Origin of the sequence: Martelella endophytica (genome assembly GCF_000960975.1) — a bacterium.
Lineage (GTDB): Bacteria > Pseudomonadota > Alphaproteobacteria > Rhizobiales > Rhizobiaceae > Martelella > Martelella endophytica.
The window spans coordinates 3,091,156-3,114,250 of sequence record NZ_CP010803.1 but is presented as its reverse complement, the minus strand read 5'-3'; the positions used below and the strand labels follow the sequence as shown (position 1 = coordinate 3,114,250).

Sequence of the window (23,095 nt, the reverse complement as noted above, 5' to 3'; positions counted from 1 at the left end):
GCCGTCTTGCCGATGCCCCGTGCCGCCGCTAACCTCGCCCGCAACGCTTGAACACGAGATGAACAGAGGACATGGCGATGGCAATTCCCGCCCCCGGCGACAAGGCTCCCGATTTCGAACTGTCGCTCCTTGACGGCAAGACATTCACGCTCGCCGACGCTGCCGGAAAGAAGCTGGTTCTCTATTTCTATCCGAAGGACAACACCAAGGGCTGCACCACCGAAGCGCTCGACTTTACAAGACTTTCGGGCGATTTCGAGAAGGCGGGTGCAATTGTTGTCGGCATTTCGCCCGACAGCCTGCAAAGCCATGCAAAGTTCCGCGACAAGCACGAACTCTCCGTGCTGCTCGCCGCCGACGAGGACCACAAGGCGGCCGAAGCTTTCGGTGTGTGGCAGGAAAAAAGCATGTACGGGCGCAAATTCATGGGCATTGTTCGCTCCACCTTCCTCATCGGCGAAGATGGCACAGTGATCGCCGTCTGGCCCAAGGTGAAGGTCGCGGGCCATGCGGAAGCTGTGCTGGCCGCTCTGCAATAAAGCTGTCATTGTGCTGTCATATGGCGGCATTCACGATCGAAAAAACATGCTGAAGGCCCATCTGAAGCCTTCCGGCGCCGGGTTTCCTTGACTCTTCGGGCATTTGAGACTATCCCGCCTTCCGTGAATACGTCGGCGGCGATGGACCGTCGAGTTTGTGACCCACAACACGGAACACGTTTCCCTTTGACCTCATTTACAGAACTCGGGCTTAGCCCGAAAGTACTCTCGGCCGTCACCGAAGCTGGCTACAGTGAACCCACGCCGATCCAGGCTGGTGCCATTCCGTTTGCGCTTGAGCGCCGCGATGTTTGCGGTATCGCGCAGACCGGAACGGGCAAGACGGCATCCTTTGTCCTGCCGATGCTGACGCTTCTGGAGCGCGGGCGGGCCCGGGCGCGCATGCCGCGCACCCTCATTCTCGAACCGACGCGCGAACTCGCTGCGCAGGTCGCGGAAAACTTCGACAAGTACGGCAAGAATCACAAGCTGAACGTCGCGCTTCTGATCGGCGGCGTCTCGTTCGACGAGCAGGACCGCAAGCTCGAGCGCGGCGCCGATGTTCTGATCGCAACGCCGGGCCGCCTGCTCGACCACACAGAGCGCGGCAAGCTTCTGATGACCGGCGTCGAGATCCTCGTGATCGACGAAGCCGACCGCATGCTCGACATGGGCTTCATTCCCGACATCGAGCGCATCGCCAAGCTTATTCCCTTTACCCGTCAGACACTGTTCTTCTCGGCGACGATGCCGCCGGAAATCCAGAAGCTGGCCGACCGCTTCCTGCAGAACCCGGCCCGCGTCGAGGTTGCCCCGCCGTCTTCAACCGCGGCAACCGTCGAACAGAAGCTCGTCGCTTCCAAGGGCAAGGACTACGACAAGCGCGCGACCCTGCGGTCGATCATCGACAAGCAGGATGATCTCAAGAACGCGATCATCTTCTGCAACCGCAAGAAATCGGTCGCGGAACTGCTGCGCTCGCTGCAGCGTCATGAATATCCCTGCGGCGCGCTCCATGGCGACATGGACCAGCATTCGCGCACGACCATCCTGCAGAACTTCCGCGACGGCAAGCTGCCGCTTCTCGTCGCATCCGATGTCGCCGCCCGCGGCCTCGACATTCCCGACGTCAGCCACGTCTTCAACTACGATGTGCCGATCCACGCCGAGGACTATGTCCACCGCATCGGCCGTACCGGCCGCGCCGGGCGTTCCGGCAAGGCCTATACGATCGTCACCTCGAAAGACACCAAGTTTGTCGATGCGATCGAAAAGCTGATCGACCGGAAGATCGACTGGCTTGAAGGCAGCGAACTATCGTCGCTTGGCCAGGAAGAGGAAGCCGAAAAGCCCGCGCGCGGCCGCCGCGGCAAGCCGGCATCCGGCCGCCAGCAGGCGTCCAGCAAGGAAGAGTCGACCGAAAAGCCGAAGGAGCAACCGGTGAGGCAGAATACGGCAAGGAAGGCGGAAACGGCGGAACCCCGCACCGCCGCAAACAACGGGTCGTCACGCAAGGGCAACAGGCCCGCCAACGACGACCGCCGCCGCTATCGCGACCGCGACGACGAGCCGACGCCCGTCGGTTTCGGCGACGATATACCGGCTTTCATGCTGATCGGTGCCAAGGCCTGAGCCTCGGCACCGCGCAAGGCTGATCTCGATCTGATCAACGGCCCTGCCGTCCGCGCCCCTCCTCTTGAAGGCGGGGCGTTTTTTTATGGTTGGGGTGCCGGAGACGAACGGCGGTCCGGAAACACAAAGCCATGCACTTAGTGCATAGCGCCGCGATTAAGTCTGAACAAAATGAGAAAGAGCCGCATTTCCTGGGAGTGAAATGCGGCTCTAATTGGATTTTCAAATCGGTCGTTTGATAAGATCAGAATACGCAGATAATAGCGTGACCTTGAATGAAAATGCACTCTGAAAAATCTTTGAGCATATATTCAATATGCGATCATTCTAATGTGATGATGCTTTTTTAGTCAAGCCTTGTTTTCGAACAAATTGATATTCGCCTGACGCAGGGCTACATCGAGCAGTAGCCGCGATCGAAATAGATCAGCGGCTTATCGGCATCGCCAAGACGCACGCCGATAACCTCCCCGATGAGGATCCAGTGCGATGCCACCTCCCTGGCCTCGATCAGCCGGCAGTCGAAACTGGCAAGCGCACCGACAAGCACCGGCGCACCGCTGCCTGAAAGATCCCACGTCGCTTCGGCAAAGCGCTGTTCGGTTGAAAGCCCTCCAAGGCCGGAAAAGGCATCGGCAAGGGCGCGATGGCGGGTTCCGAGCGTGTTGATGGCGAAGTTGCCGGCTTCCGCAAACAGGCCGTTGCGCGGATTGTGGCGGTTGACGCAGGCAAGCACCGTCGGGGGCGCATCCGACACGGATGTGCAGGCGGTCGCCGTGACGCCGCGCATCATCCCCCCGGCCGCCGTCGTGACGATCTGCACATGGCCGGCGTAGCGCGCCATCGCGTCACGGTAGGTCTTGGGAGATGAATTCTCGTCATGCATGCTGTATCGGCCCCGAAAATCCTGAAAAAGCGCAATCCTGAGCGCTTGCCCGGCTACTTACGGCGTTGCCCCCTCCCATTGCAAGGGGTATGACTAGCGCGACGGCCAGCAAACCCTATGCCGAACCGCGCGGAACGAAGCACGGATCGAAGACGTTAGTCGCCACCGGGGCCGGCCGTCACCCCGCGATACAATTGCGGGAAATCAAGGAGATAGAGCATTATCGGAGATAGAAGAGGACGAAAATGCTCCAGCCTCAACGGACTTTGATGACGTTTCAGCGCGCCGCCACCCTCGCCGTGATCTTGCTTGCAGCCCCGCTTCCGGCAGAGGCCGCCAATGCCAGAATCGGCGTCGTCGCCCCGGCATCGGGGGAATATGCCGTGCTCGGTCAGCAGATCCTGAACGGCGCCGAGTTGCAGGCAGGCCCGTCGAATGCTGATATCACCGTGGTCGAGGAAACCTGCGAGGAAGGAAGCGGCACCGACATCGGCGAAGCTCTTGCCGAAGCGGATGTCGACGTGGCCATCGGCTTCCTCTGCTCCGAAACGCTAACCGGTGCTCTTCCGGTGCTGAAAACCGCCGGCATTCCGGCGATCACGCTCTCGGTCCGCTCGATGCCGCTGATGAACGACGCGCTTGCCAATGACTGGCCGCTCTGGCGCATGGCCCCGAACGAAACCGAGCAGACCACGGCCATCGTCGACTTCATCATGTCGGAATGGGCGGACGATCCGGTTGCGCTCGTCGATGACGGTACGATCTATTACCGCGAGCTGGTCAATGCCGTACGCAACGCCATCGAACAGCGTGGGCTGAAACCCGTGTTCGTCGATACCTTCCGCCCGGCCCAGGAACAGCAATTATCGCTGGTGCGCCGCCTCGCCCAGGCGGGAGCCCGGCGCGTGCTCATCGGCGGCACGCGCGGCGACATTGCCATCATCGCCCGCGACGCGGCCGACCAGGATAGCGCGCTCACCATTCTTGGTGGGGATGCGCTGATCGCCGCCGAAACCGAAGTGCCGCTGAGGGACGGGGTTCTCGCGATCGGCCTGCCCGAATACGGCGAATTTCCCCCGGCCGCTGACCTGGTGGCGCGCGCCGAGCAGGCCGGCATTGTTGCCGAAGGCTATTTCGTTCCTGCAGCATCGGCCGTTGAACTTGGTGCACAGGCGGTGGCAGCAGGTAACCCGGCATCGCTTTCCGGTAAAACGTTTGACACTTTCATGGGTCCCCTCACCTTCGCGGAGAACCACGAACTTACCGAAAACCCGTTCATGCTGCTCCGCTGGCAGAACGGGCAGTTCGTACCGATGTTCGATTCGGAGCGCCAGGCGGACTGAGCATGCAACACCGCCCTGACGGGCGAAACTCAAGGAATACGGCAGTGAAACGTCCCCTGCGCATCGCGCCCTCCATTCTCTCGGCTGACTTCTCGCGCCTCGGCGAAGAGGTGAAGGCCGTTGTCGACGACGGCGCCGACTGGGTCCATCTCGATGTCATGGACGGCCATTTCGTGCCCAACATCACCTTCGGCCCGCCGATCATCAGCAAGCTGCGCCGGCATACCGATGCCGTGTTCGACTGCCACCTGATGATCGCGCCGGCCGATCCGTTCCTGGAAGACTTCGCCAAGGCTGGTTGCGACCGCATTACCGTGCATGAAGAGGCCGGCCCGCATCTGCACCGCTCGCTGCAGACGATCCGCAATCTCGGCAAGAAGTCCGGTGTGGCGCTCAATCCGGCAACCCCGGTCTCGATGATCGAACACGTCATCGACGATGTCGACCTCATCCTGATCATGACCGTGAACCCCGGTTTCGGCGGCCAGGCCTTCATTCCCGCAACACTGGAAAAGATCCGTCAGGCAAATGCCCTCATCGGCGATCGGCCGATCGAACTGCAGGTCGATGGCGGCATCGCCCCCGATACGGTCGGGGCGGTCACCGAGGCCGGCGCCAATGTACTTGTCGCGGGTTCCGCCATCTTCGGCAAGGCCGAGGGCGGCCGCTACTCGGCCGCGATCGAGGCTCTGAGGGCCGCCGAAAAATAGTTCTGCACAGCGCCGCAATGCGGTGACGAGAAGGAGAGAAGAATGGCCGGAGCGCCCCTGTTTGCCACCCTGTCCCTCATTGCCGGCCTTGCGGCCGGCACCGCGTCAGCCGGCGATTTCGCGACCTTCGTTCCGATCGGATTCTCCGACGACGGCAAGGTATTCGCCTTCGAGGAATACGGTGTTCAGGACGGGTCCGGCTTCCCCTATTCCAACATCTTCTTCATCGACACGGAGAATGATTCCTTCCTCGACGGCACGCCCTATCGGGTGCGTCTCGACGATGAGGCTGCGACGGTCGGAGGAGCGCGTGCCGCAGCCGTCGGCGAGGCCATCGGTCTCATCCAGCAGTATAGCCTGCTTGATCATCCCGGCTGGCTCGCCGCCTTCAATCCGGTGACGGAGGAGGATACCGGAGACACGCTGGACTACCGCAGCCACCCCAATCTTTCGCCGGTCTATCAGCTTTCGCTGGAGGACTTTCCGCTTCCGGCGCGATCGGCCTGCGCCGCAGTGACCGAGGATGGCCGCGGCTATCGCCTCACCTTCACCCCACCGGAGGGCGAAAGCCGCGTACTTCACGCGGACGACCGCATTCCCGCCAGTCGCGGCTGCCCGCTTGGCTACCGACTCGGCGGCGTGATGACCTATCTCGACGCCGGTTCGCCCGTCCATGTGGCGCTCGTCAATGTGCTGACGCAGGGCTTCGAAGGCCCGGATGGACGCTGGCTCGCCCTCCCCTTCAAGCCCTGAGGGCGATTTATCCGGCCGAAAAGATTTCATTTGTGACGGAAATGTTCTATGCGCATGCGCAAAGACAATCCTGAAGGACGAGCCCTCGATGATACCGCGTTATTCCCGCCCCGAGATGACGGCCATCTGGTCGCCGGAAACCAAGTTCCGCATCTGGTTCGAGATCGAGGCCCACGCCTGCAACGCGCTCGCCGAAATCGGCGTCATTCCTGAAAGCGCAGCGAAGACCATTTGGGAAAAGGGAAGCGCAGCCACCTTCGATGTCGACCGCATCGATGAAATCGAGGCCGTCACCAAGCACGACGTCATCGCCTTCCTGACCCATCTTGCGGAAATCGTCGGCCCGGACGCCCGCTTCGTGCACCAGGGCATGACCTCTTCCGACGTGCTCGACACCTGCTTCAACGTGCAGCTCGTGCGGGCAAGCGACCTGCTGCTCGCCGACCTCGACAAGCTTCTCGAAGCTTTGAAACGCCGCGCCTTCGAGCACAAGGACACGATCACCATCGGCCGTTCGCATGGCATCCACGCCGAGCCGACCACCTTCGGCATCAAGCTGGCGCAGGCCTATGCCGAGTTTGCCCGCTGCCGTGACCGCCTTGTCGCCGCGCGCGAGGAAATCGCCACCTGCGCGATCTCGGGCGCCGTCGGCACCTTCGCCAATATCGATCCGCGCGTCGAAGAGCACGTCGCCGAAGCCATGGGCCTGAAACCGGAACCGGTTTCGACCCAAGTCATTCCGCGCGACCGGCATGCGATGTATTTCGCGACGCTTGGCGTGATCGCCTCCTCGGTCGAGCGTCTCTCGGTTGAGATCCGCCACCTGCAGCGCACCGAGGTGCTGGAAGCGGAGGAGTACTTCTCGCCGGGACAGAAGGGCTCGTCCGCCATGCCGCACAAGCGCAATCCGGTGCTGACCGAGAACCTGACCGGGCTTGCCCGCATGGTCCGTGGCTACGCCCTGCCGGCCATGGAAAACGTGGCACTCTGGCACGAACGCGACATCTCGCACTCTTCGGTCGAACGCATGATCGGCCCGGATGCGACGGTGACGCTCGATTTCGCGCTCGCACGGCTCACCGGCGTGATCGACAAGCTGCTCGTCTACCCCGAGCATATGATGAACAACCTCAACAAGTTCCGCGGCCTTGTTCATTCGCAGCGCGTACTTCTGGCGCTGACCCAGGCCGGCGTCTCGCGCGAGGATGCCTATCGCCTCGTCCAGCGCAACGCGATGAAGGTCTGGGAACAGGGCAAGGACTTCCAGGAAGAGCTTCTCGCCGACGAAGAGGTCCGCGCGGCGTTGTCCGAAGAAATCATCCGCGAGAAATTCGACCTTGGCTACCACACCAAGCACGCCGACACGATCTTCCGGCGCGTCTTCGGCGAAGCCTGATTGCTGAAGCGCCATGAGAGCATCCGAAGCAGATATCATCATCGTTACGGGCCTGAAGGATTCCGGGCCCGAACACTGGCAGAGCCGCTGGGAGAAGAAACTCTCCACCGCGCGCCGCGTCGTGCAGGATGACTTTGCCAAGCCCGAGCGCGAGCCCTGGGTAAACCGGATCGCCGAAACCGTGAATACTGCGGAGCGGCCGGTCGTGCTAGTCGCCCACTCGCTGGGCGTGCCGACGACCATTCTCGCCATTTCGCAGTTCCGCAAGCCGATCGCGGGGGCCTTCCTGGTGGCACCACCGGAGGTTGACAATCCGAAGATCCGGCCGAAACACCTGATGAGCTTCGGCCCCTACCCGCGCGAACCGCTTCCCTTCCCGAGCATCGTCATCGCCAGTCGCAATGACAGCTTCGGTTCGTTCGAGCATGCGGGCGATGTCGCCAATGCCTGGGGCTCGGAATTCTTCGATCTCGGCGAGGCCGGACATATCAGTCCAGACACCGGTTTCGGTCCCTGGCCCGAGGGCATCTTGATGTTCGGCCGCTTCCTCGCACGCCTGAAATAGCGTATCTGCCGAGGGCCTGACAGGTCTTTCGCCAAACGCTCCAATTGACATCCGGCTCACATCCATCACATTAGTTGAATTAGAAGACACGAAATGACGTGCGGTTTCTCGTTCGAGGGACGTGTTTCTGCCGTGATGTTCGCCAAGTGCGGCCGTTATATGCATAAGGTGCTGAACGTCGGAAAACGCGCCGAGAATCCGCAAAATGCTGGAAGGCCAAGCGTTTGGCGAGGGACACGACAAGTGCGATTATTCCGGACGATGCCGAAGTTGCCTTGCTGGCGCTTGAGGATATCCCTGTCGCTGTCGCGTTGATCGATTCCAGCACATTCGAGATCGTCTCCACGAACGCCAATTTCCGTAAAAGCTGCACGAGCCAGTCGGTCAGCGGCAAGGGCGTCATCGACTGTGTCCATCCTGATGAACGCAGCCGGCTACGCGACTATCTGCAAGTCGTCGCTGCAGGTGATGATGCGGGGGGCGCCCTGGAGCTTCGGTTCGGCCCGGACGGCCAGGTTGAGTATCCCCGCATGTTCATCGCCGCGACCCTGCTTTCAGCCAGCGCCGAAGGCATGCCGGCGAGGATCCTGCTGTCCATCATCGACATCGTCCACTGGAAGGAAAAGGAAACCCGCACGGCAGCCCGCGAACGGCTTTGGAACTACGCGCTCGTCAGTTCCGGCCTCGGCGTGTGGGATCATGACTACCGTGCCGGCGCCTATTTCTATTCGCCGACATGGCGAACGATTCGCGGCTTGCCAGTCAACGGCGACCTGCATTTTTCCTCGACGACTGAATGGTTGCAATCGATTCACCCGGACGACCGCGACTTCGTTGCTGAGGCCATCGAAAAGCAGAAGCTCGGCGATCCGCGCTTCATGAATTTTGAATACCGGGAAAAACATGCCGACGGCCACTGGATGTGGATCGAATGCAGGGGCGATGCCGTCGAGTTCTTCGACGACAACAGACCGGCGCGGGTTGTCGGTACGGACCGCGACATCAGCGACCGCAAGACGAGCGAAGCCCTTCTCACGCGAACGCGACAGCGACTGGAGCTTGCACTCAAGACATCGCAGATCGGCGTGTTCGAACACAACCGGTCGACTGGCGATGTCTCCGTCGATGATCGGCTAAGCGAAATCTGGGGTTTCACGGATCACCCGGAAACCGTCCCGTTCAGCCGCTTCACCGCGCTGATCCATCCGGATGACCGCCACCGCGCCCTTGAAAAGCGCCTCGCTGCTGGTGGCGATGACATTCCGGTGGAAGACGAGTTCCGGATTTTCCGCGAGAGCGACGGTGCCCTCCGCCACGTCCGCCATCTCGTCACCAGCCAGAAAAACGCAGAGGGTATCGAATACCTCGTCGGCATCAACTGGGACGTCACCGAGGAGACGCGGCTGCGCCAGGACCTCGTGACCGCCAAGCAACTCGCAGAAGCGCGCAATTTCGAACTCGAACGCGCCCGCTACGACGTCGAGAATGCAGCACTTCACGATTATTTGACCGCCTTGCCCAACAGGCGCTTTCTGGAGGAAGAACTCGCTCGGCGCATCGAAATCGAATCGACCAGTGGTTTCGCCCTGATGCTGGTGGATATCGACGCGTTCAAGTTGGTGAACAACACCTATGGCCTTTCCGGCGGCGACAGCGTGCTCAACCATGTCGCCCAGGTGCTGCTGCATGTCAGCAAGCACAATGACTTCGTCGCGCGGATCGGCGCCGACGAGTTCGTGCTGGTTTCGAGCTATGAATGCGGCACTGACGCCCTGGAAAGCACGGCGCGACGGATCCTGCTCGAAATATCCAAACACTTCGAGATTGACGGGACGCGTTGCAAGATCAGCGCCTGCATCGGCGTTGCCACGGTGGAGCAATCCGTAGAGAAAACGGCAAGCGGCCTCCTGAAGGAAAGCGACATCGCCGTCAGACGGGCGAAGTCCGAAGGCCCGAACCGGATCGTGTTCTTCGAGCGGGGATTGCAGGCTGCGGCCGTTGCCAGCCGCGCCCCGGCAGACGCGCTGATCGAAGCCGTCGAAAACGACGCCTTCGTGCCGTTCTATCAGCCGCAATATGATGCTCGCACACGAACGCTCGCCGGGGTCGAAACGCTTGCCCGCTGGCGCCGCCCGGATGGGACCTTCGGTGAACCCGGAAGCTTCATTCCGCTTGCCGAGACGCTGAACCTGATGACCTTGATTGACACCAGCATCCTGCGTCAGGCGCTGAACGATTACGGCCGGCTATCGCAACTCGGCATTGCGCCGCCGCGGCTGTCGCTCAACCTGTCACCGCGACGCCTGAGCGACCCTGCCCTCATCGCCTCGCTGCAGGAGATCGATCTCCTGCCGGAGGGACGGCTTGCCTTCGAACTGCTGGAATCGATCTTCCTCGACGATCAGGACGATGTCAGCGCCTACAATCTGCGTGAAATACGCCGTCTCGGCATCGATATCGACGTCGACGATTTCGGTACCGGCTATACCTCGATATCGGGCCTTCTCAAGGTCATGCCGAACGGTCTGAAGATCGCGCGGGAACTGGTGCTGCCGCTGGTGCTTTCACGCGAGCAGCGCGCCATTATCAAGTCGATCGTCGATATCGGCCGCGCGCTCGATATCAGGGTCATCGCGGAAGGTGTGGAGACGGAGCAGCACGCCGATATCCTGACCGAGCTTGGCTGCGACACGCTCCAGGGGTTCTGGCTCGCGAGGCCGATGCCGTACGAGGCGCTCTCCGCCCTGCTCGTGGACGAGAACGCAAAGCCGGCGCCGCCGCCGCGCACGACCGCCCGCAAACGCTGATCCACCCCGGCGGCTCTAGGCCCTCAGAATTTCGCCCAGCGGACTGTTCTCTGGAATATCCGCGGCGCTCATCTTGTGATTGTAGAGATGGATCGCGGTCGTGCGCGCGGTGACAATATCTGAGAGGGAGAGATCCGGCTCAGTCAGAAGCGACAGATGGTCATAGTGCAGCGGATAGAAGACATCGATCGGTTGAGCCTCTCCCATCAGCCCGAGCGTCTGCGCCGCGTGGGTCACCAGCGCCGGGCCGAAGGCGCCCCAGGGCAGGCTGGACGGGTCGATGGATAGACCGAGCTTCGCCCTGATGCCGAGCTTCATCCGCTTCTTCTTCTTCTCCCACGGCGGGACGAAGGCCCGGAGCCTGGTGACGCCATTCAGATAGGAAACGAATTCGCTGTCCGCCGGCGCGCCGAGAACGGCGCCGTTCAGCCGCCCCTCCTTCTCGAAACCGAAAAGATAAGATGTGTCGGGAAGCGGCTTGACGCAAAAAACATCGCAATCGACGTACACGCCGAGCCCGGCCTGCAGGATGCGATAGCGGTAGATGTCGGAGGCAAAGGCATAGCTGCCGCTGCGCTTGTGCGGACGGGCATCGGCACGCGGCAGAAGCGTCTCGGCATCGAACAGCTCGACCCCTTCCGGCACATCCTCCGGCGGGTCATAGACATGCAGGCGGACGCGATAGCCGAATTTCAGGAACGAGCGGAGGCAGGCCGCATGGACCGGGCCAAGACGGGGGCCGTACCAGAATGCGTTGATGTCCCTCATCCCGATCCTCCAGGCTCCCGATATCGCCTTCCCCCAACAAGGGGGGAGATGGAAACGTCCTTCGCCGCTCAGACCAGCCGGCTCTGCTCCAGCGCCGCGGCGATGAAGCTCGAGAACAGCGGATGCGGCTGCAGCGGCCGACTCTTCAGTTCCGGGTGATACTGAACACCGATGAACCACGGATGATCGGCATATTCGATGGTTTCCGGCAGCACGCCGTCCGGCGAGGTGCCGGAGAACACCAGGCCGCAGGATTCGAGCTTCTCGCGATAGCCGAAGTTCACCTCATAGCGGTGACGGTGGCGCTCGGAGATTTCGGTGGAACCGTAGATATCCGCAATCTTGGTATCGCCGCCAAGCCGCGCCTTGTAGGCGCCAAGACGCATGGTGCCGCCGAGATCGTCGGTGTCGCTGCGCTTTTCAAGCGCGTTGCCCTTCACCCATTCGGTCATCAGGCCGACGACGGGCTCGGCCGCGTTGCGGTCGAATTCGGTCGAGGACGCGTTCTTGATGCCGGCGAGGTTTCGCGCCGCCTCGATCACGGCCATCTGCATGCCGAAGCAGATGCCAAAATAGGGAACCTTGTGGGTGCGGGCAAACCGCGCCGCGCGGATCTTGCCTTCCGAGCCGCGCTCGCCGAAGCCGCCGGGCACCAGAATGCCGTGAACCTTTTCCAGGTAGGGCGTCGGGTCTTCCTTCTCGAAGATCTCCGATTCGATCCATTCGAGTTTCACCTTGACCCGATTGGCGATGCCGCCGTGGGCGAGCGCCTCGATCAGCGACTTGTAGGCGTCCTTGAGGCCGGTATACTTGCCGACGACGGCGATCGTCACCTCGCCCTCAGGCGTGCGGATGCGCTCGCCGACTTCCTTCCACGCATCCATGCGCGGCACGGGCGCCGGATCGATACCGAAGGCGTGCAGCACCTCGTCATCGAGACCCTCGCGGTGATAGGCGAGCGGAACGTCGTAGATATTGGCAACGTCGAGCGCCTGGATGACGGCGGAGGACCGCACGTTGCAGAACAGCGACAGCTTGCGCCGTTCGGCTTCCGGAATTTCGCGGTCGGCGCGCACCAGCAGGATGTCGGGATGAATGCCCATCGCCTGCAGTTCCTTCACCGAATGCTGGGTCGGCTTGGTCTTCAGCTCGCCGGCCGCCGGGATATAGGGCATCAGCGTCAGATGAACATAGACGGCGTTGCCGCGCGGCAGGTCGTTGCCGAGCTGGCGGATCGCCTCCATGAACGGCATGGCCTCGATGTCGCCGACCGTACCGCCGATCTCGCAGAGCACGAAATCGAAGTCCTCGTTGCCCTCAAGCACGAATTCCTTGATCTCGTTGGTGACGTGCGGAATGACCTGCACGGTCGCGCCGAGATAGTCGCCGCGGCGTTCCTTGTCGAGAATGTTCTTGTAGATGCGGCCGGTGGTGATGTTGTCGGTCTTGGTCGCCGAGCGGCCGGTAAAGCGCTCGTAATGGCCAAGATCGAGGTCGGTCTCCGCTCCGTCGTCAGTGACGAAGACCTCACCGTGCTGTGTCGGGCTCATGGTGCCCGGATCGACGTTGAGGTAGGGGTCGAGCTTCCTGAGCCGGACCCTGTAGCCCCGTGACTGCAGCAATGCTCCGAGTGCTGCTGCGGCTATGCCTTTTCCAAGTGAGGAAACCACGCCGCCGGTGATGAAGATATATCGCGCCATGGGCTTATTCCGATACCGTTTCTCTGCCGATTCTGCCAGAGCCTTTCTTCAAAAAAGCCGTGGCATCCCCGGTCCATTGTCAAAACAACGCTAACCCGCCGGCTCGTGCCGCAGCGCGCGCCGGTGGTTGGCTCAAAGAAAATCCGGCGGGCTTTTCGGTCCGCCGGATCAGGGTCTGGTCATATGTCGGCGCTCAGTCGCCGGTGGGAACGCCGGTGGCGTTCGAATCCTGCGCCGGCGTGCTGACCGCCGGAGCGTCCGTCGCGGGTGCCGCGCTGTCGCCGGAGGTCGGAACCGCCGAGCCGTCGGTTGCCGGTGTCTCGGAAGTGATCGAGCCGCCAAGCTGGTCAAGGATGCCCTGCTCGTCGGTCGACGCGTTCTGCTCGATCCGGTCGAGAATGTCGGAGGGGTTGTCCTGATAACGGGCGAGGATGCCGAGCCCGAGCGAGGTCACGAAGAACAGCGCCGCGAGAATGGCGGTCGTGCGCGTCAACGCATTCGCCGTGCCGCGCGCCGTCATGAAACCGGAGCCACCGCCGATGCCGAGACCGCCGCCTTCCGACCTCTGGATGAGGATGACACCGGCGAGCGCCACGACAATTATCAGATGAATTACGATCAGTACCGTCTGCATGATTGTCCAATCCGGCCCCGCAAAAGAAGCCTGCGGGGCGAAAGCTGGGAATATCTGGCGCTTCTCTACATGAGCCGCGCGCGCAATGAAACCCCTTTTTGCAGACGCTCCTCAGGCCTCGACGGACGACAGGATATCCTCGTATGCGTGATAGATGGAGAGGAAGTCGGCCGCCTTCAAGCTGGCACCGCCAATGAGGGCGCCGTTGACATGCGGGATGCCGAGAAGCTCCTTCGCATTGCCCGGATTGACCGAGCCGCCATAGAGCAGGCGTATCGTCTCCCCGCCCTCGCCGAAACGCGCGACAAGGTCGGCCCTGATGCGCGCATGCACCTTCGCCACTTCATCGGCCCGCGGCGTCTGACCGGTGCCGATGGCCCAGACCGGCTCATAGGCGATGATCGTGTTGGCCGCCGTCGCATCATCGGGCAGCGAACCACGGAGCTGGCGGTGGAGCACCTCCATCGTCCGGCCCTCGGCCCGCTCTTCGCGGGTCTCGCCGATGCAGATGATCGCGGTCAGCCCCTGGTCGTAGGCGGCGCGGGCCTTCAGCAATACGCGATGATTGCTCTCGCCATATTCCTGGCGCCGCTCGGAATGGCCGACGATGACATGGGTGGCAAAGCAATCGCGGATCATCTCGGCGGAGATATCGCCGGTATGGGCGCCGGTGCGTGCCTTCTGGTGGCAATCCTGGGCGCCGATCATCAGGCGCGTGTCCACCGTCAGCGTCGTCGCCACGTAGAGAAGCGTCGCCGGCGGGCAGATCAGGGCGTCGAGTTTGCGCGAAAGCGGACCGCTGACCCCGTGCGCAATCGCGCGAATCTGGTCAAGCGAGGACCGCGTTCCGTTCATTTTCCAGTTGCCGGCCACGAGCGGGCGGATATCGGACGTCATCTATTCTCATACTCCCCTTTGGCGCCGCCATCCCGACGGGCAGGCCTGCCGGTGTGGAAACGGTGCGCCAATCTAGATTCCCGGTCGTGCCGGCTCTTGAACACGTGCACGGCAAACCAAAGCTTCTCCTTCACCAACCACCTTCATCCGTTATTCACTCAGGATACGCAAATGAGAGCCTTGCCGGGAGGCTCAGTTGCGCCCGCTGAGGGGAAAATACTTTGCGCTAGAACAAGTTGCGCCCAAATATGGTTAGCCCGGATGCAAATCGGTTTGATTTCGATTTAAATGGCGGCCGGCATCCGCAAGTGTCGCATTCCCCTGTGTTGGCCGCTGAAGAAACGAGAACCTTTCCACACCCTTTCCGCGACAATTTGCCGCAGCATCGCTTAAACCGGCAATATTTGTCAAAATAGAAGAATGATTCGCGCTAAGGCGCGAGCAAACCTGAATCTGAAGAGCAGCCCGCCGTGGATAACAGCAAAGATCTTTTCGCCGATCTGTCCGGAACGAACAAGAAAGCCGGAACGCCGCCGGAAGAGCCCTCGCGCCCTGCGCCCGAGCCGCCGCGTGCGCGCGCTTCTGCGGAAGCGCCCTCCGGTGATTATGGCGCCTCGTCGATCCGCGTGCTCGAGGGGCTCGAGCCCGTGCGCATGCGGCCCGGCATGTATATCGGCGGCACGGACGAGAAGGCCCTGCACCATCTCTTCGCCGAGGTGATCGACAACTCGATGGACGAAGCGGTGGCCGGCCATGCCGATTTCATCGACGTCTATCTCGACACCGACGGCACGCTGACCGTCACCGACAACGGTCGCGGCATACCGGTGGAAAACCATCCGCAGGTCCCCGGCAAGTCGACACTCGAAGTGATCATGACCAAGCTCCATGCCGGCGGCAAGTTCGATGGCAAGGCCTACGAGACCTCGGGCGGTCTGCATGGCGTCGGTGTCTCGGTGGTCAACGCGCTTTCCGACATGCTGGAAGTCGAGGTCGCCCGCGACCGGCGGCTCTGGCGCCAGACGTTTTCACGCGGCGTGCCGCAGAGCGGGCTGGAAGACCTCGGCCCTGTCCAGAACCGTCGCGGCACCCGCACGCGGTTTCACCCCGATCCCGAGATCTTCGGCGCCCGCGCCCGCTTCGATCCGGCCCGCATCTTCCGCATGGCGCGCTCCAAGGCCTATCTCTTCGGCGGCGTCGAAATCCGCTGGTCCTGCGAACCGTCGCTGGTCGAGGGCAAGGAGGACGTTCCGGCAAAAGCCGTGTTCCACTTCCCCGACGGGCTGAAGGACTATCTCGCCGCCACCATCGGCAAGGATTTCACCGTCACCCGCGAGATGTTCGCCGGCAAGACGGAAAAGACCGGCGGCCACGGCGCCGTCGAATGGGCCGTTGCCTGGTATGGCGGCGACCCCAATGTCCATTCCTACTGCAACACCGTGCCGACTCCCGAGGGCGGCACGCATGAGGCCGGCCTGCGCCAGGCGCTGATGCGCGGGCTCAGAAACTATGCCGAGATGATCGGCAACAAGCGGGGCGCCCAGATCACTACCGACGACGTGATGATTTCGGCGATCGGCATGCTGTCGGTTTTCATCCGCGAGCCGGAATTCGTCGGCCAGACCAAAGACCGGCTGGCGACCGTTGAAGCCCAGCGCATCGTCGAGAACGCGCTACGCGATCCCTTCGATCTCTACCTCTCGGCCAATCCGGCGGAAGCGGAAAAGCTGCTCGACTGGGTGATCGAGCGCGCCGAGGAGCGGCTGCGCCGCCGCAAGGAGCGCGAGGTCAACCGCAAAACCGCAGTCAAAAAGCTGCGCCTTCCGGGCAAGCTTGCCGACTGCTCGCAGAACACCGCTGCAGGCGCAGAGCTCTTCCTCGTCGAGGGCGATTCGGCTGGCGGCTCGGCCAAGCAGGCGCGCAACCGCACCAATCAGGCGATCCTGCCGCTCAGAGGCAAGATCCTGAACGTGGCCAGTGCCGGCCGCGACAAATTCACCGCCAACCAGCTTCTTGCCGATCTCATCCAGGCGCTCGGCTGCGGCACGCGGACGAAGTACCGTGAAGAGGACCTGCGCTACGAACGCATCGTCATCATGACCGATGCCGACGTCGACGGCGCCCACATTGCCTCGCTTCTGATCACCTTCTTCTACACGGAGATGCCGGAGTTGATCCGGCAGGGGCACCTCTATCTGGCCGTCCCGCCACTCTACAAGCTGGCCCAGGGCGGCAAGACCGCCTATGCCCGCGACGACGCTCACCGCGAGGAACTGATGCGGACGATGTTCAACGGGCGCGGCAAGGTCGAGATCAGCCGGTTCAAGGGGCTTGGCGAGATGCTTCCGGCTCAGCTCAAGGAAACCACGATGGACCCCAAGAAGCGCACGCTTTTGAGGGTCGATATCGACGAGGTCGACTTCGAGGGCACCAAGACCGCGGTGGAGGACCTGATGGGCACCAAGGCCGAGGCACGGTTCCGCTTCATCCAGGACAACGCCGCCTTCGCGGAAAACCTCGATATCTGACACCTCGGGACACGTTAACTACAAGAAGCGCTTCGGCTGCGCACAGGCGCCGCACAATTGGCTTCGTATTGCGGCCCGTCGTCATACGGGTGATACCGAACGAGCGCAGTTAACCTTGCGGACGGCGGCACCGATTTGAACCCATGGCCGCCCCTTCAACGAGGTCGCTGCCATGAAAATCCTGCTCACAACCCTTCTGATGCTTTCCGCCGGCGCTGCCGCGGCGGCAGAACCGGGCAAGACGGTCTCCGTCGATTGCCCGATCAACGATTGCGAGAATGCCATCAGCCTGACCTTTGTCAGCGAGGCGGCAATCGAAACCGGGACCGCCTTCGACGAGGTCGAATTCGGCGGCATCTCCGGGCTCGACTATGATGCCGCAACCGGCCACTACATCGCCATCTCGGATGACCGCTCGCAAAAGGCACCCGCACGCTTCTACAAACTCGACATCGCCGCCGGCAAGGACGGCATCGGCGATGTCACCGTGGTCCGCACGGTGACGCTGAAGGACAAGGACGGCAGCACCTTCGCCGAAAAGGCCGTCGATCCCGAACAGATCCGTGTCCTCCCGGAGGGCCTTATCTGGTCAAGCGAGGGCGATGCCAACGCGATGATCGCGCCCTTCGTTCGCATCACCGCGCGCGACGGCACCTTCGTCCGCGAATTCGCCCTGCCCGATGGTTTCGCCCCGACAACGGACAAGACCAGCGGCATTCGCAACAACAACGCCTTCGAAAGCATTGCCCTGCTGCCTTCCGGCGATGTGCTCGTCGCAAATGAATCTGCGCTCTCTCAGGACGGCCCGATCTCGACGCTGACAACGGCGAGCCCGACCCGCATCGTGCGTTATGATGCCAAAAGCGGCACGCCCGCCGGTCAGTATGTCTACATGATCGACCCGATCCCGCATGCCCCGATCGATGGCGGACAATGGAACGATAACGGCGTTTCGGACATGATGGCGCTCGACGAACACCGGCTTCTCGTGGCCGAGCGCAGCTTTGCTGAGAATGCCGGCTTCACCATCCGCCTGTTCCTCGTCGACCTTCGCGGCGCGACGGATGTTTCCGCCGTACCGGCGCTTGCCACAAGCGAAGAAACCATCGTGCCGGTGGCGAAGTCGCTGGTCCTTGACCTCGGTGCGATCGGCCTCAAGCCGGACAATATCGAGGCGATGACCGTGGGCAGGGATGCCGATGGCAACGACCTGCTCGTGCTGGCCTCCGACAACAACTTCAATGCCGAGCAGAAGACCCAGTTCCTCGCCTTCGCGATCGGGACCGCGCCGCTTGCCAGCCATTGAGCCTCAGTTGGCCGCGCCGGCGAAGTTTGGCGTGGCCACAATCATGTTAACCATAAATTACAATACGTTAGTTATATTTATTGATAATCCCAATTAACGGGTTAATGCGCCACGTTAACTGCATGTCCAGAAGCCCGCTTGTCCGGCTTGTCGCAGGCGAACGCGCCCTCTATAGTCAGATCGAAGAGAAACAAATTATCGGTCTGAAACAATGGCTTCCCGTCGAAACTTCCTCCTGGCCAGCGGCGCCACACTGGTCGCCGGAAAGGCCTTCGCCGAAGGAGCCGCACCGACCAGCGGAACGGCGTCCGCCGGCGATGGATTCGCGCTGGCGCTAGGCGGCGGCGCGGCCAAGGCCTTCGCCCATATCCCCTATCTTGAGAGCCTCGACAGCCTCGGCATCCGACCGAAGCAGGTGGCCGGCACATCGATGGGCTCGATCCTCGGCGCGCTCTATTGTTCCGGCATGAGCGGGCAGCAGATCCGCGAGTACACGCTCGATCTCTTTTCCGAGCGCCAGTCGCTCTTCAAGCGACTGCTGATCGACAGCGGCGACACCTGGGGTTCGCTCGTCAACCTTTTCCGCCCGGCTGTCATCGAGCCGGAGGTGCTGCTTGCTGCGGCGCTGCCTCTCGATTTTCCGGCGGACTTTGCCGATCTCGGCATTCCGCTGACGGTCGTCGCCACCGATTTCTACGATCAGGCCGAATATGTCATGCGCTCGGGTCCGCTGCTCTCGGCGATCGCCGCCTCCTCGGCGCTGCCGGTTCTGCTGACGCCGGTGCAGCGCGACGGACGGGTGCTGATCGACGGCGGCTTCGTCAACCCGACGCCGTTCGACCTGCTCGACAATGCCGCCTATGCCACCATTGCCATCGACGTGACCGGCACAACAACGGAAAGATCCGACGACATCCCTAGCTCGTTCGAAACCTGGGCTGGTTCGCTTGCCATCACCCAGCACTCGATCGTCATGGAAAAACTCAAATACGCGCGGCCGGACCTGTTCATCGCTCCGGCCGTCGGCAGCTTCTCACCGATGGACTTTTTCGCGATCGAAGACATTCTCGTCGCGGCAGACAGAGAACAGGACGCTTTCAAGCGCAGGGTCGCCGCGCTTGTCGATATCAACAAAATCTAGGAAACGGGTCAGCAGGATGCGCTCCAGCCTTCAGAAATCAACTGGCGCATCGGCCAGCACATCGGCCGCCTCAAGGCCACGTCGTCATTTCATCAGCTACGTGGCGCTTGCACTCGGGCTTGCCTTCTTCGCCGCCTCGCTGACGCCCTCGCTCATTCCGCGGGCATGGCCGCTGCAGGGCGCACTTGCCGGCCTGGTGATGGCGCTTGGCTACATGATTGGCCGTTTCTGCGTTTCGCTCTGGCGCGGCATGCAGTTTCCTGAAGCAAGGGGCCGCCGGGCTTTGTGGCTGCATGGCCTCCTGGTCGGCGCGGCGCTGGCGCTGCTGGTCTTCTGTCTGGCCATGGCCGCGCACTGGCAGAACTCGGTGCGCATCCGTGTCGGCATGGATCCGGAAGACGGTGCGACCGTGCTCGGCGTGCTGGCGATCGGCCTTGCCATCTTCGCCGTTCTGTTTCTCATCGGTTCCGGCTTCCAGCTCGCCTTCGATGCCGTTCGCGTCCGGCTCTACCGGGTGATGGCGCCGCGGGCAGCCAATCTGCTCGGCCTTGTGATCGTGCTCGGCATCGTCTTCGTTGCTTCCCGCGACTGGGTGCTTCCCTCCGCCATCGATTTCCTCGACGAAAGCTACGAGACCGCGCAGGACCTGTTCGAGACGGCGCCGCCTGCCCCGGATGATTCCTTCATCGCCGGCGGCCCCGGCTCCCTCGTTGACTGGGCCGCCATGGGCCAGCCGGGCCGCAACTTCGTGACCGGTGCACCGTCCGCCGATGATATCGCCCGCTTCACCGGCCGCCCGGCCCAGCGTCCGATCCGCGTCTATGTCGGCCGCTCGCAGGATGACGACCCGCATGAGCGGGCGCGTATCGCGCTCGCGGAACTGCAGCGCCTCGGTGCTTTCGATCGCCGCATCCTGCTGGTCGCAAGCCCCACCGGCACCGGCTGGCTCGATCCCGGTGCCCACGACACGCTCGAATTCATGCAGGACGGCGACGTTGCGACGGTGGCCGTGCAGTACTCGTTCCTGCAGTCGCCGCTGGCGCTGATCTTCGAGACCACGACCGGGCTTGAGCAGGCGAGTGCGACGATGGAGGAGATTTACCGTTACTGGCGGACGTTGCCGGAAGACAGCCGGCCGCAGCTCTACATGCACGGTATCAGCCTCGGCGCATGGTCATCGATGTATTCGTTCAACGTCTTCCAGATGCTGGACGAGCCGGTCGCCGGTGCGCTCTGGACCGGCCCGCCCTTCCCCTCGGACATCTGGCGACGCACGGTTGCGGCGCGCAATCCGGGTTCGCCCTACGTTCTGCCGGAAGTCGACCAGGGCGAGGTGGCACGCTTTTCATCGCAGTTCGTGACCCCGCAGGAACAAGGTGACGCATGGGGTCGAATCCGCATCGTCTTCCTGCAGCATGCCTCCGACCCGATCGTGTTCTTCGAGCCTGGATCGGTGTTCCGCGAGCCGGAATGGATGCGCGAGGAGCCGGCGCCCGACGTTTCGCCGGACCTGCGATTCGTGCCGGTGGTCACCCAGTTCCAGCTTGCCCTCGATATGGCGCTTTCAAAGGCCCTGCCGGCTGGTTACGGCCACAACTATCTGGCGCACGAATATATCGACGCCTGGGTCGCCATCTCCAACCCGCCGGACTGGAGCCAGGAACAAACCGAAGCTTTGAAGGCGATCTGCAATCTTGGAAAGGATACGGGCTGCAAGATGCCCTGACGTTCGAAAACATCCGGAATTGGTGGCGGAAAACGCCACCTTTTCCGGAGGTTACGGAGCCGAACTGAATCGCAGCATCAGCGCCGAAAGCTGGCGCTTCACGCTGCCGACGATCCTGTGGAGGCGGACCGTGATGCGCTCCAGAAGGGTGATATCGTCAGCGAACTTGCCGCGGGTACCGATATCGCTGAACAGCGGATGCTCGGGGTCCATGCAGAACTCGGCATGGACGGGATAAGGCATGACGCCATAGACCGGCACGCCGTGATCGTAAGACCGGTCCATCATCAGGTCGAGCGGTGTGAACAGTTGCGTGCAATAGGCCGCAAGGCGCTCAGCCCCGCGCCTGGAAACCAGGTAGGCAGCCGTATCGAGCGGCCCGAAGGCGTAGCGGACGAGCCGCGCGCCGCTCGCAAGTTCGGAAACGACCCGCATCGGCCGCTCCTTCTTGCCACTGAGTTTGAGAAAATCGATAGGCGCCAGATCGATTTCCGCGAGCACGGCCGCGATATCCCTGGCAATGACAGCGTCGTCCTCAAGGATAAGGTAATAATCGGCGATCTCGTCCCGCTGCAGCGCGCGCCACAGGCTGAGATGGCTGAGGGCACATGCCTTTTCTGTCTCCATCATCGGCCGGCCGGTGAACCGGCGCGCCCGCCCCTCGTCGTAGCGAAGCTCCGACATATCCATCGTCTGCGGCGTCACCGCGTCAAAGACCGTGACGGGCATGCCGAGCCGTTCCGCCTGCGCCATAAAATGGTCGCGGCGGTAGGTGTTGGAAGCAACGTTGATGACGAACGCCTTGATGTGCGGCATGGGACCTGTCGCGGGCTTGTGGAAATCAGTGGCTTGGTACTGCAACGCGCCCCTTCGCGCAATCGCCGGCGGCCGCGGCGGGGCGGCTCGCCCGCGAAAAAATGATGGAATTTGGTCACACTCTCCAACCAAGTTGCGAAATGCCGGGATTGTGAAGAGACATTGCTATGAAGCGCAAACGCGCTCGGCTACAAGCCGTTAAAGATAAGCTTACTACCAAAATATGAGGCCTGAATGCTCGTTTCCAACACGATGTCGCGCCGAACTTTCCTCCTCGGCGCCGTATCTACCACTGCCGTTCTGGCGGGCTGCGTAAGCGACCGCACCGTAACGCCGTCCATGCCCGCGGTTCCTCCTTCCCCGCGTGTTCAGGGCTCTCCCTACACTGTTGCAGAACTCAACGAGATGTATGGCCAGAAGGAAGACGGCGGTTTCATCATTCCGGCCGTGCCGTGGAACCAGATCGATCCGATGTACTACCGCCAGGAAGTGCAGGACCCGACCGGCAAGGCTCCCGGCACCGTCGTGGTCGATACCCCCAACCGTTTCCTCTACCTCGTCGGCGAGAATGGCAAGGCCATGCGCTACGGTGTCGGCATCGGCCGCGCCGGCTTCTCCTGGGGCGGCAATGGCGTCATCAAGTGGAAGCAGGAATGGCCGAAGTGGTTCCCGCCGAAGGAAATGATCGAGCGCGATCCGAAGCTCGAGATCTATTCGGAGAAGAACGGCGGCATGGAAGGCGGTCCGATGAACCCGCTCGGCGCCCGCGCGCTCTATATCTTCGAGAACGGTAAGGACACGCTCTATCGCGTTCACGGCAACCCGGAATGGACCTCCATCGGCAAGGCCGTTTCCTCAGGCTGCATCCGCATGCTGAACCAGGATGTCATCGACCTTTACAACCGTGTGAACAACCTGCCGACGCCGATCGTCGTGCTTCAGTAATCG

At 62.1% G+C, this 23,095-nt stretch carries 19 protein-coding genes; 13 read left to right on the top strand and 6 right to left on the bottom strand.

The genetic code is table 11. From position 1 onward, the window contains the following. Window positions 1-77 precede the first annotated feature (77 nt). Both TM49_RS14230 and TM49_RS14225 read left to right on the top strand, forming a co-directional pair. Window positions 78-539, top strand: a complete 462-nt coding sequence (locus tag TM49_RS14230; protein ID WP_045685262.1) for a peroxiredoxin — start codon at window positions 78-80, stop codon at window positions 537-539. A gap of 141 nt (window positions 540-680) precedes the next feature. Further along, window positions 681-2,171, top strand: coding sequence for a DEAD/DEAH box helicase (locus TM49_RS14225; protein WP_082074750.1), 1,491 nt, complete (start codon window positions 681-683; stop codon window positions 2,169-2,171). Window positions 2,172-2,565: 394 nt separating this feature from the next. Here the strand turns inward: TM49_RS14225 and TM49_RS14220 are convergent, their stop codons facing one another. Continuing rightward, window positions 2,566-3,057 (bottom strand): flavin reductase family protein, encoded by a 492-nt coding sequence (locus TM49_RS14220; protein ID WP_045682209.1) that lies wholly within the window; start codon window positions 3,055-3,057, stop codon window positions 2,566-2,568. A 269-nt stretch (window positions 3,058-3,326) separates the two neighbouring features. Between TM49_RS14220 and TM49_RS14215 the strand changes: the two genes are divergently transcribed. The 6 genes from TM49_RS14215 (at window position 3,327) to TM49_RS14190 (ending at window position 10,631) form a co-directional block, all read left to right on the top strand. Further along, window positions 3,327-4,400 carry an ABC transporter substrate-binding protein gene (locus tag TM49_RS14215; protein ID WP_045682207.1) on the top strand — a complete coding sequence of 358 codons (1,074 nt, stop codon included), beginning with the start codon at window positions 3,327-3,329 and terminating at the stop codon, window positions 4,398-4,400. A 2-nt stretch (window positions 4,401-4,402) separates the two neighbouring features. Next, window positions 4,403-5,110, top strand: coding sequence for a ribulose-phosphate 3-epimerase (rpe, locus tag TM49_RS14210; RefSeq protein ID WP_045682206.1), 708 nt, complete (start codon window positions 4,403-4,405; stop codon window positions 5,108-5,110). Window positions 5,111-5,152: 42 nt separating this feature from the next. Beyond that, on the top strand, window positions 5,153-5,863 hold the full coding sequence (locus TM49_RS14205; protein ID WP_045682204.1) for a DUF2259 domain-containing protein: 711 nt from the start codon (window positions 5,153-5,155) through the stop codon (window positions 5,861-5,863). Between the two features lie 88 nt (window positions 5,864-5,951). Then, the gene (gene purB / locus TM49_RS14200) at window positions 5,952-7,259 is read left to right on the top strand and encodes an adenylosuccinate lyase (protein WP_045682202.1); all 1,308 of its coding nucleotides are present in this window, start codon (window positions 5,952-5,954) and stop codon (window positions 7,257-7,259) included. 13 nt (window positions 7,260-7,272) lie between these two features. Continuing rightward, on the top strand, window positions 7,273-7,824 hold the full coding sequence (locus TM49_RS14195) for an RBBP9/YdeN family alpha/beta hydrolase (protein ID WP_045682200.1): 552 nt from the start codon (window positions 7,273-7,275) through the stop codon (window positions 7,822-7,824). 224 nt (window positions 7,825-8,048) lie between these two features. Beyond that, window positions 8,049-10,631, top strand: coding sequence for a sensor domain-containing protein (locus tag TM49_RS14190; RefSeq protein ID WP_052699854.1), 2,583 nt, complete (start codon window positions 8,049-8,051; stop codon window positions 10,629-10,631). A 15-nt stretch (window positions 10,632-10,646) separates the two neighbouring features. Here the strand turns inward: TM49_RS14190 and TM49_RS14185 are convergent, their stop codons facing one another. From TM49_RS14185 to tpiA, 4 genes are all read right to left on the bottom strand, one after another. Then, the gene (locus TM49_RS14185) at window positions 10,647-11,399 is read right to left on the bottom strand and encodes a glycosyltransferase (protein ID WP_045682198.1); all 753 of its coding nucleotides are present in this window, start codon (window positions 11,397-11,399) and stop codon (window positions 10,647-10,649) included. Between the two features lie 68 nt (window positions 11,400-11,467). After that, the gene (locus TM49_RS14180) at window positions 11,468-13,099 is read right to left on the bottom strand and encodes a CTP synthase (protein ID WP_045682196.1); all 1,632 of its coding nucleotides are present in this window, start codon (window positions 13,097-13,099) and stop codon (window positions 11,468-11,470) included. Window positions 13,100-13,292: 193 nt separating this feature from the next. Continuing rightward, a complete protein-coding gene (gene secG / locus TM49_RS14175; RefSeq protein WP_045682194.1) occupies window positions 13,293-13,733 on the bottom strand; it encodes a preprotein translocase subunit SecG in 441 nt (146 codons plus the stop codon). A gap of 111 nt (window positions 13,734-13,844) precedes the next feature. Further along, window positions 13,845-14,630, bottom strand: a complete 786-nt coding sequence (gene tpiA / locus TM49_RS14170) for a triose-phosphate isomerase (RefSeq protein WP_045682192.1) — start codon at window positions 14,628-14,630, stop codon at window positions 13,845-13,847. Window positions 14,631-15,100: 470 nt separating this feature from the next. Here tpiA and parE point away from each other — a divergent pair, with 470 nt between their 5' ends. From parE to TM49_RS14150, 4 genes are all read left to right on the top strand, one after another. Next, window positions 15,101-17,158, top strand: a complete 2,058-nt coding sequence (parE, locus tag TM49_RS14165; RefSeq protein ID WP_045682190.1) for a DNA topoisomerase IV subunit B — start codon at window positions 15,101-15,103, stop codon at window positions 17,156-17,158. 172 nt (window positions 17,159-17,330) lie between these two features. Continuing rightward, window positions 17,331-18,464 (top strand): esterase-like activity of phytase family protein, encoded by a 1,134-nt coding sequence (locus tag TM49_RS14160; RefSeq protein WP_045682188.1) that lies wholly within the window; start codon window positions 17,331-17,333, stop codon window positions 18,462-18,464. 211 nt (window positions 18,465-18,675) lie between these two features. Then, window positions 18,676-19,605, top strand: a complete 930-nt coding sequence (locus tag TM49_RS14155) for a patatin-like phospholipase family protein (protein WP_045682186.1) — start codon at window positions 18,676-18,678, stop codon at window positions 19,603-19,605. A gap of 16 nt (window positions 19,606-19,621) precedes the next feature. Continuing rightward, the gene (locus TM49_RS14150) at window positions 19,622-21,331 is read left to right on the top strand and encodes an alpha/beta hydrolase (protein ID WP_082074749.1); all 1,710 of its coding nucleotides are present in this window, start codon (window positions 19,622-19,624) and stop codon (window positions 21,329-21,331) included. Between the two features lie 51 nt (window positions 21,332-21,382). Here the strand turns inward: TM49_RS14150 and TM49_RS14145 are convergent, their stop codons facing one another. Beyond that, window positions 21,383-22,147, bottom strand: coding sequence for a glycosyltransferase family 25 protein (locus TM49_RS14145; RefSeq protein ID WP_045682184.1), 765 nt, complete (start codon window positions 22,145-22,147; stop codon window positions 21,383-21,385). A gap of 234 nt (window positions 22,148-22,381) precedes the next feature. On the opposite strand from TM49_RS14145, the gene TM49_RS14140 reads away from it, so the two are divergent. Next, window positions 22,382-23,092, top strand: coding sequence for a L,D-transpeptidase (locus tag TM49_RS14140; RefSeq protein WP_045682183.1), 711 nt, complete (start codon window positions 22,382-22,384; stop codon window positions 23,090-23,092). The last annotated feature ends 3 nt before the right edge of the window (window positions 23,093-23,095 follow it).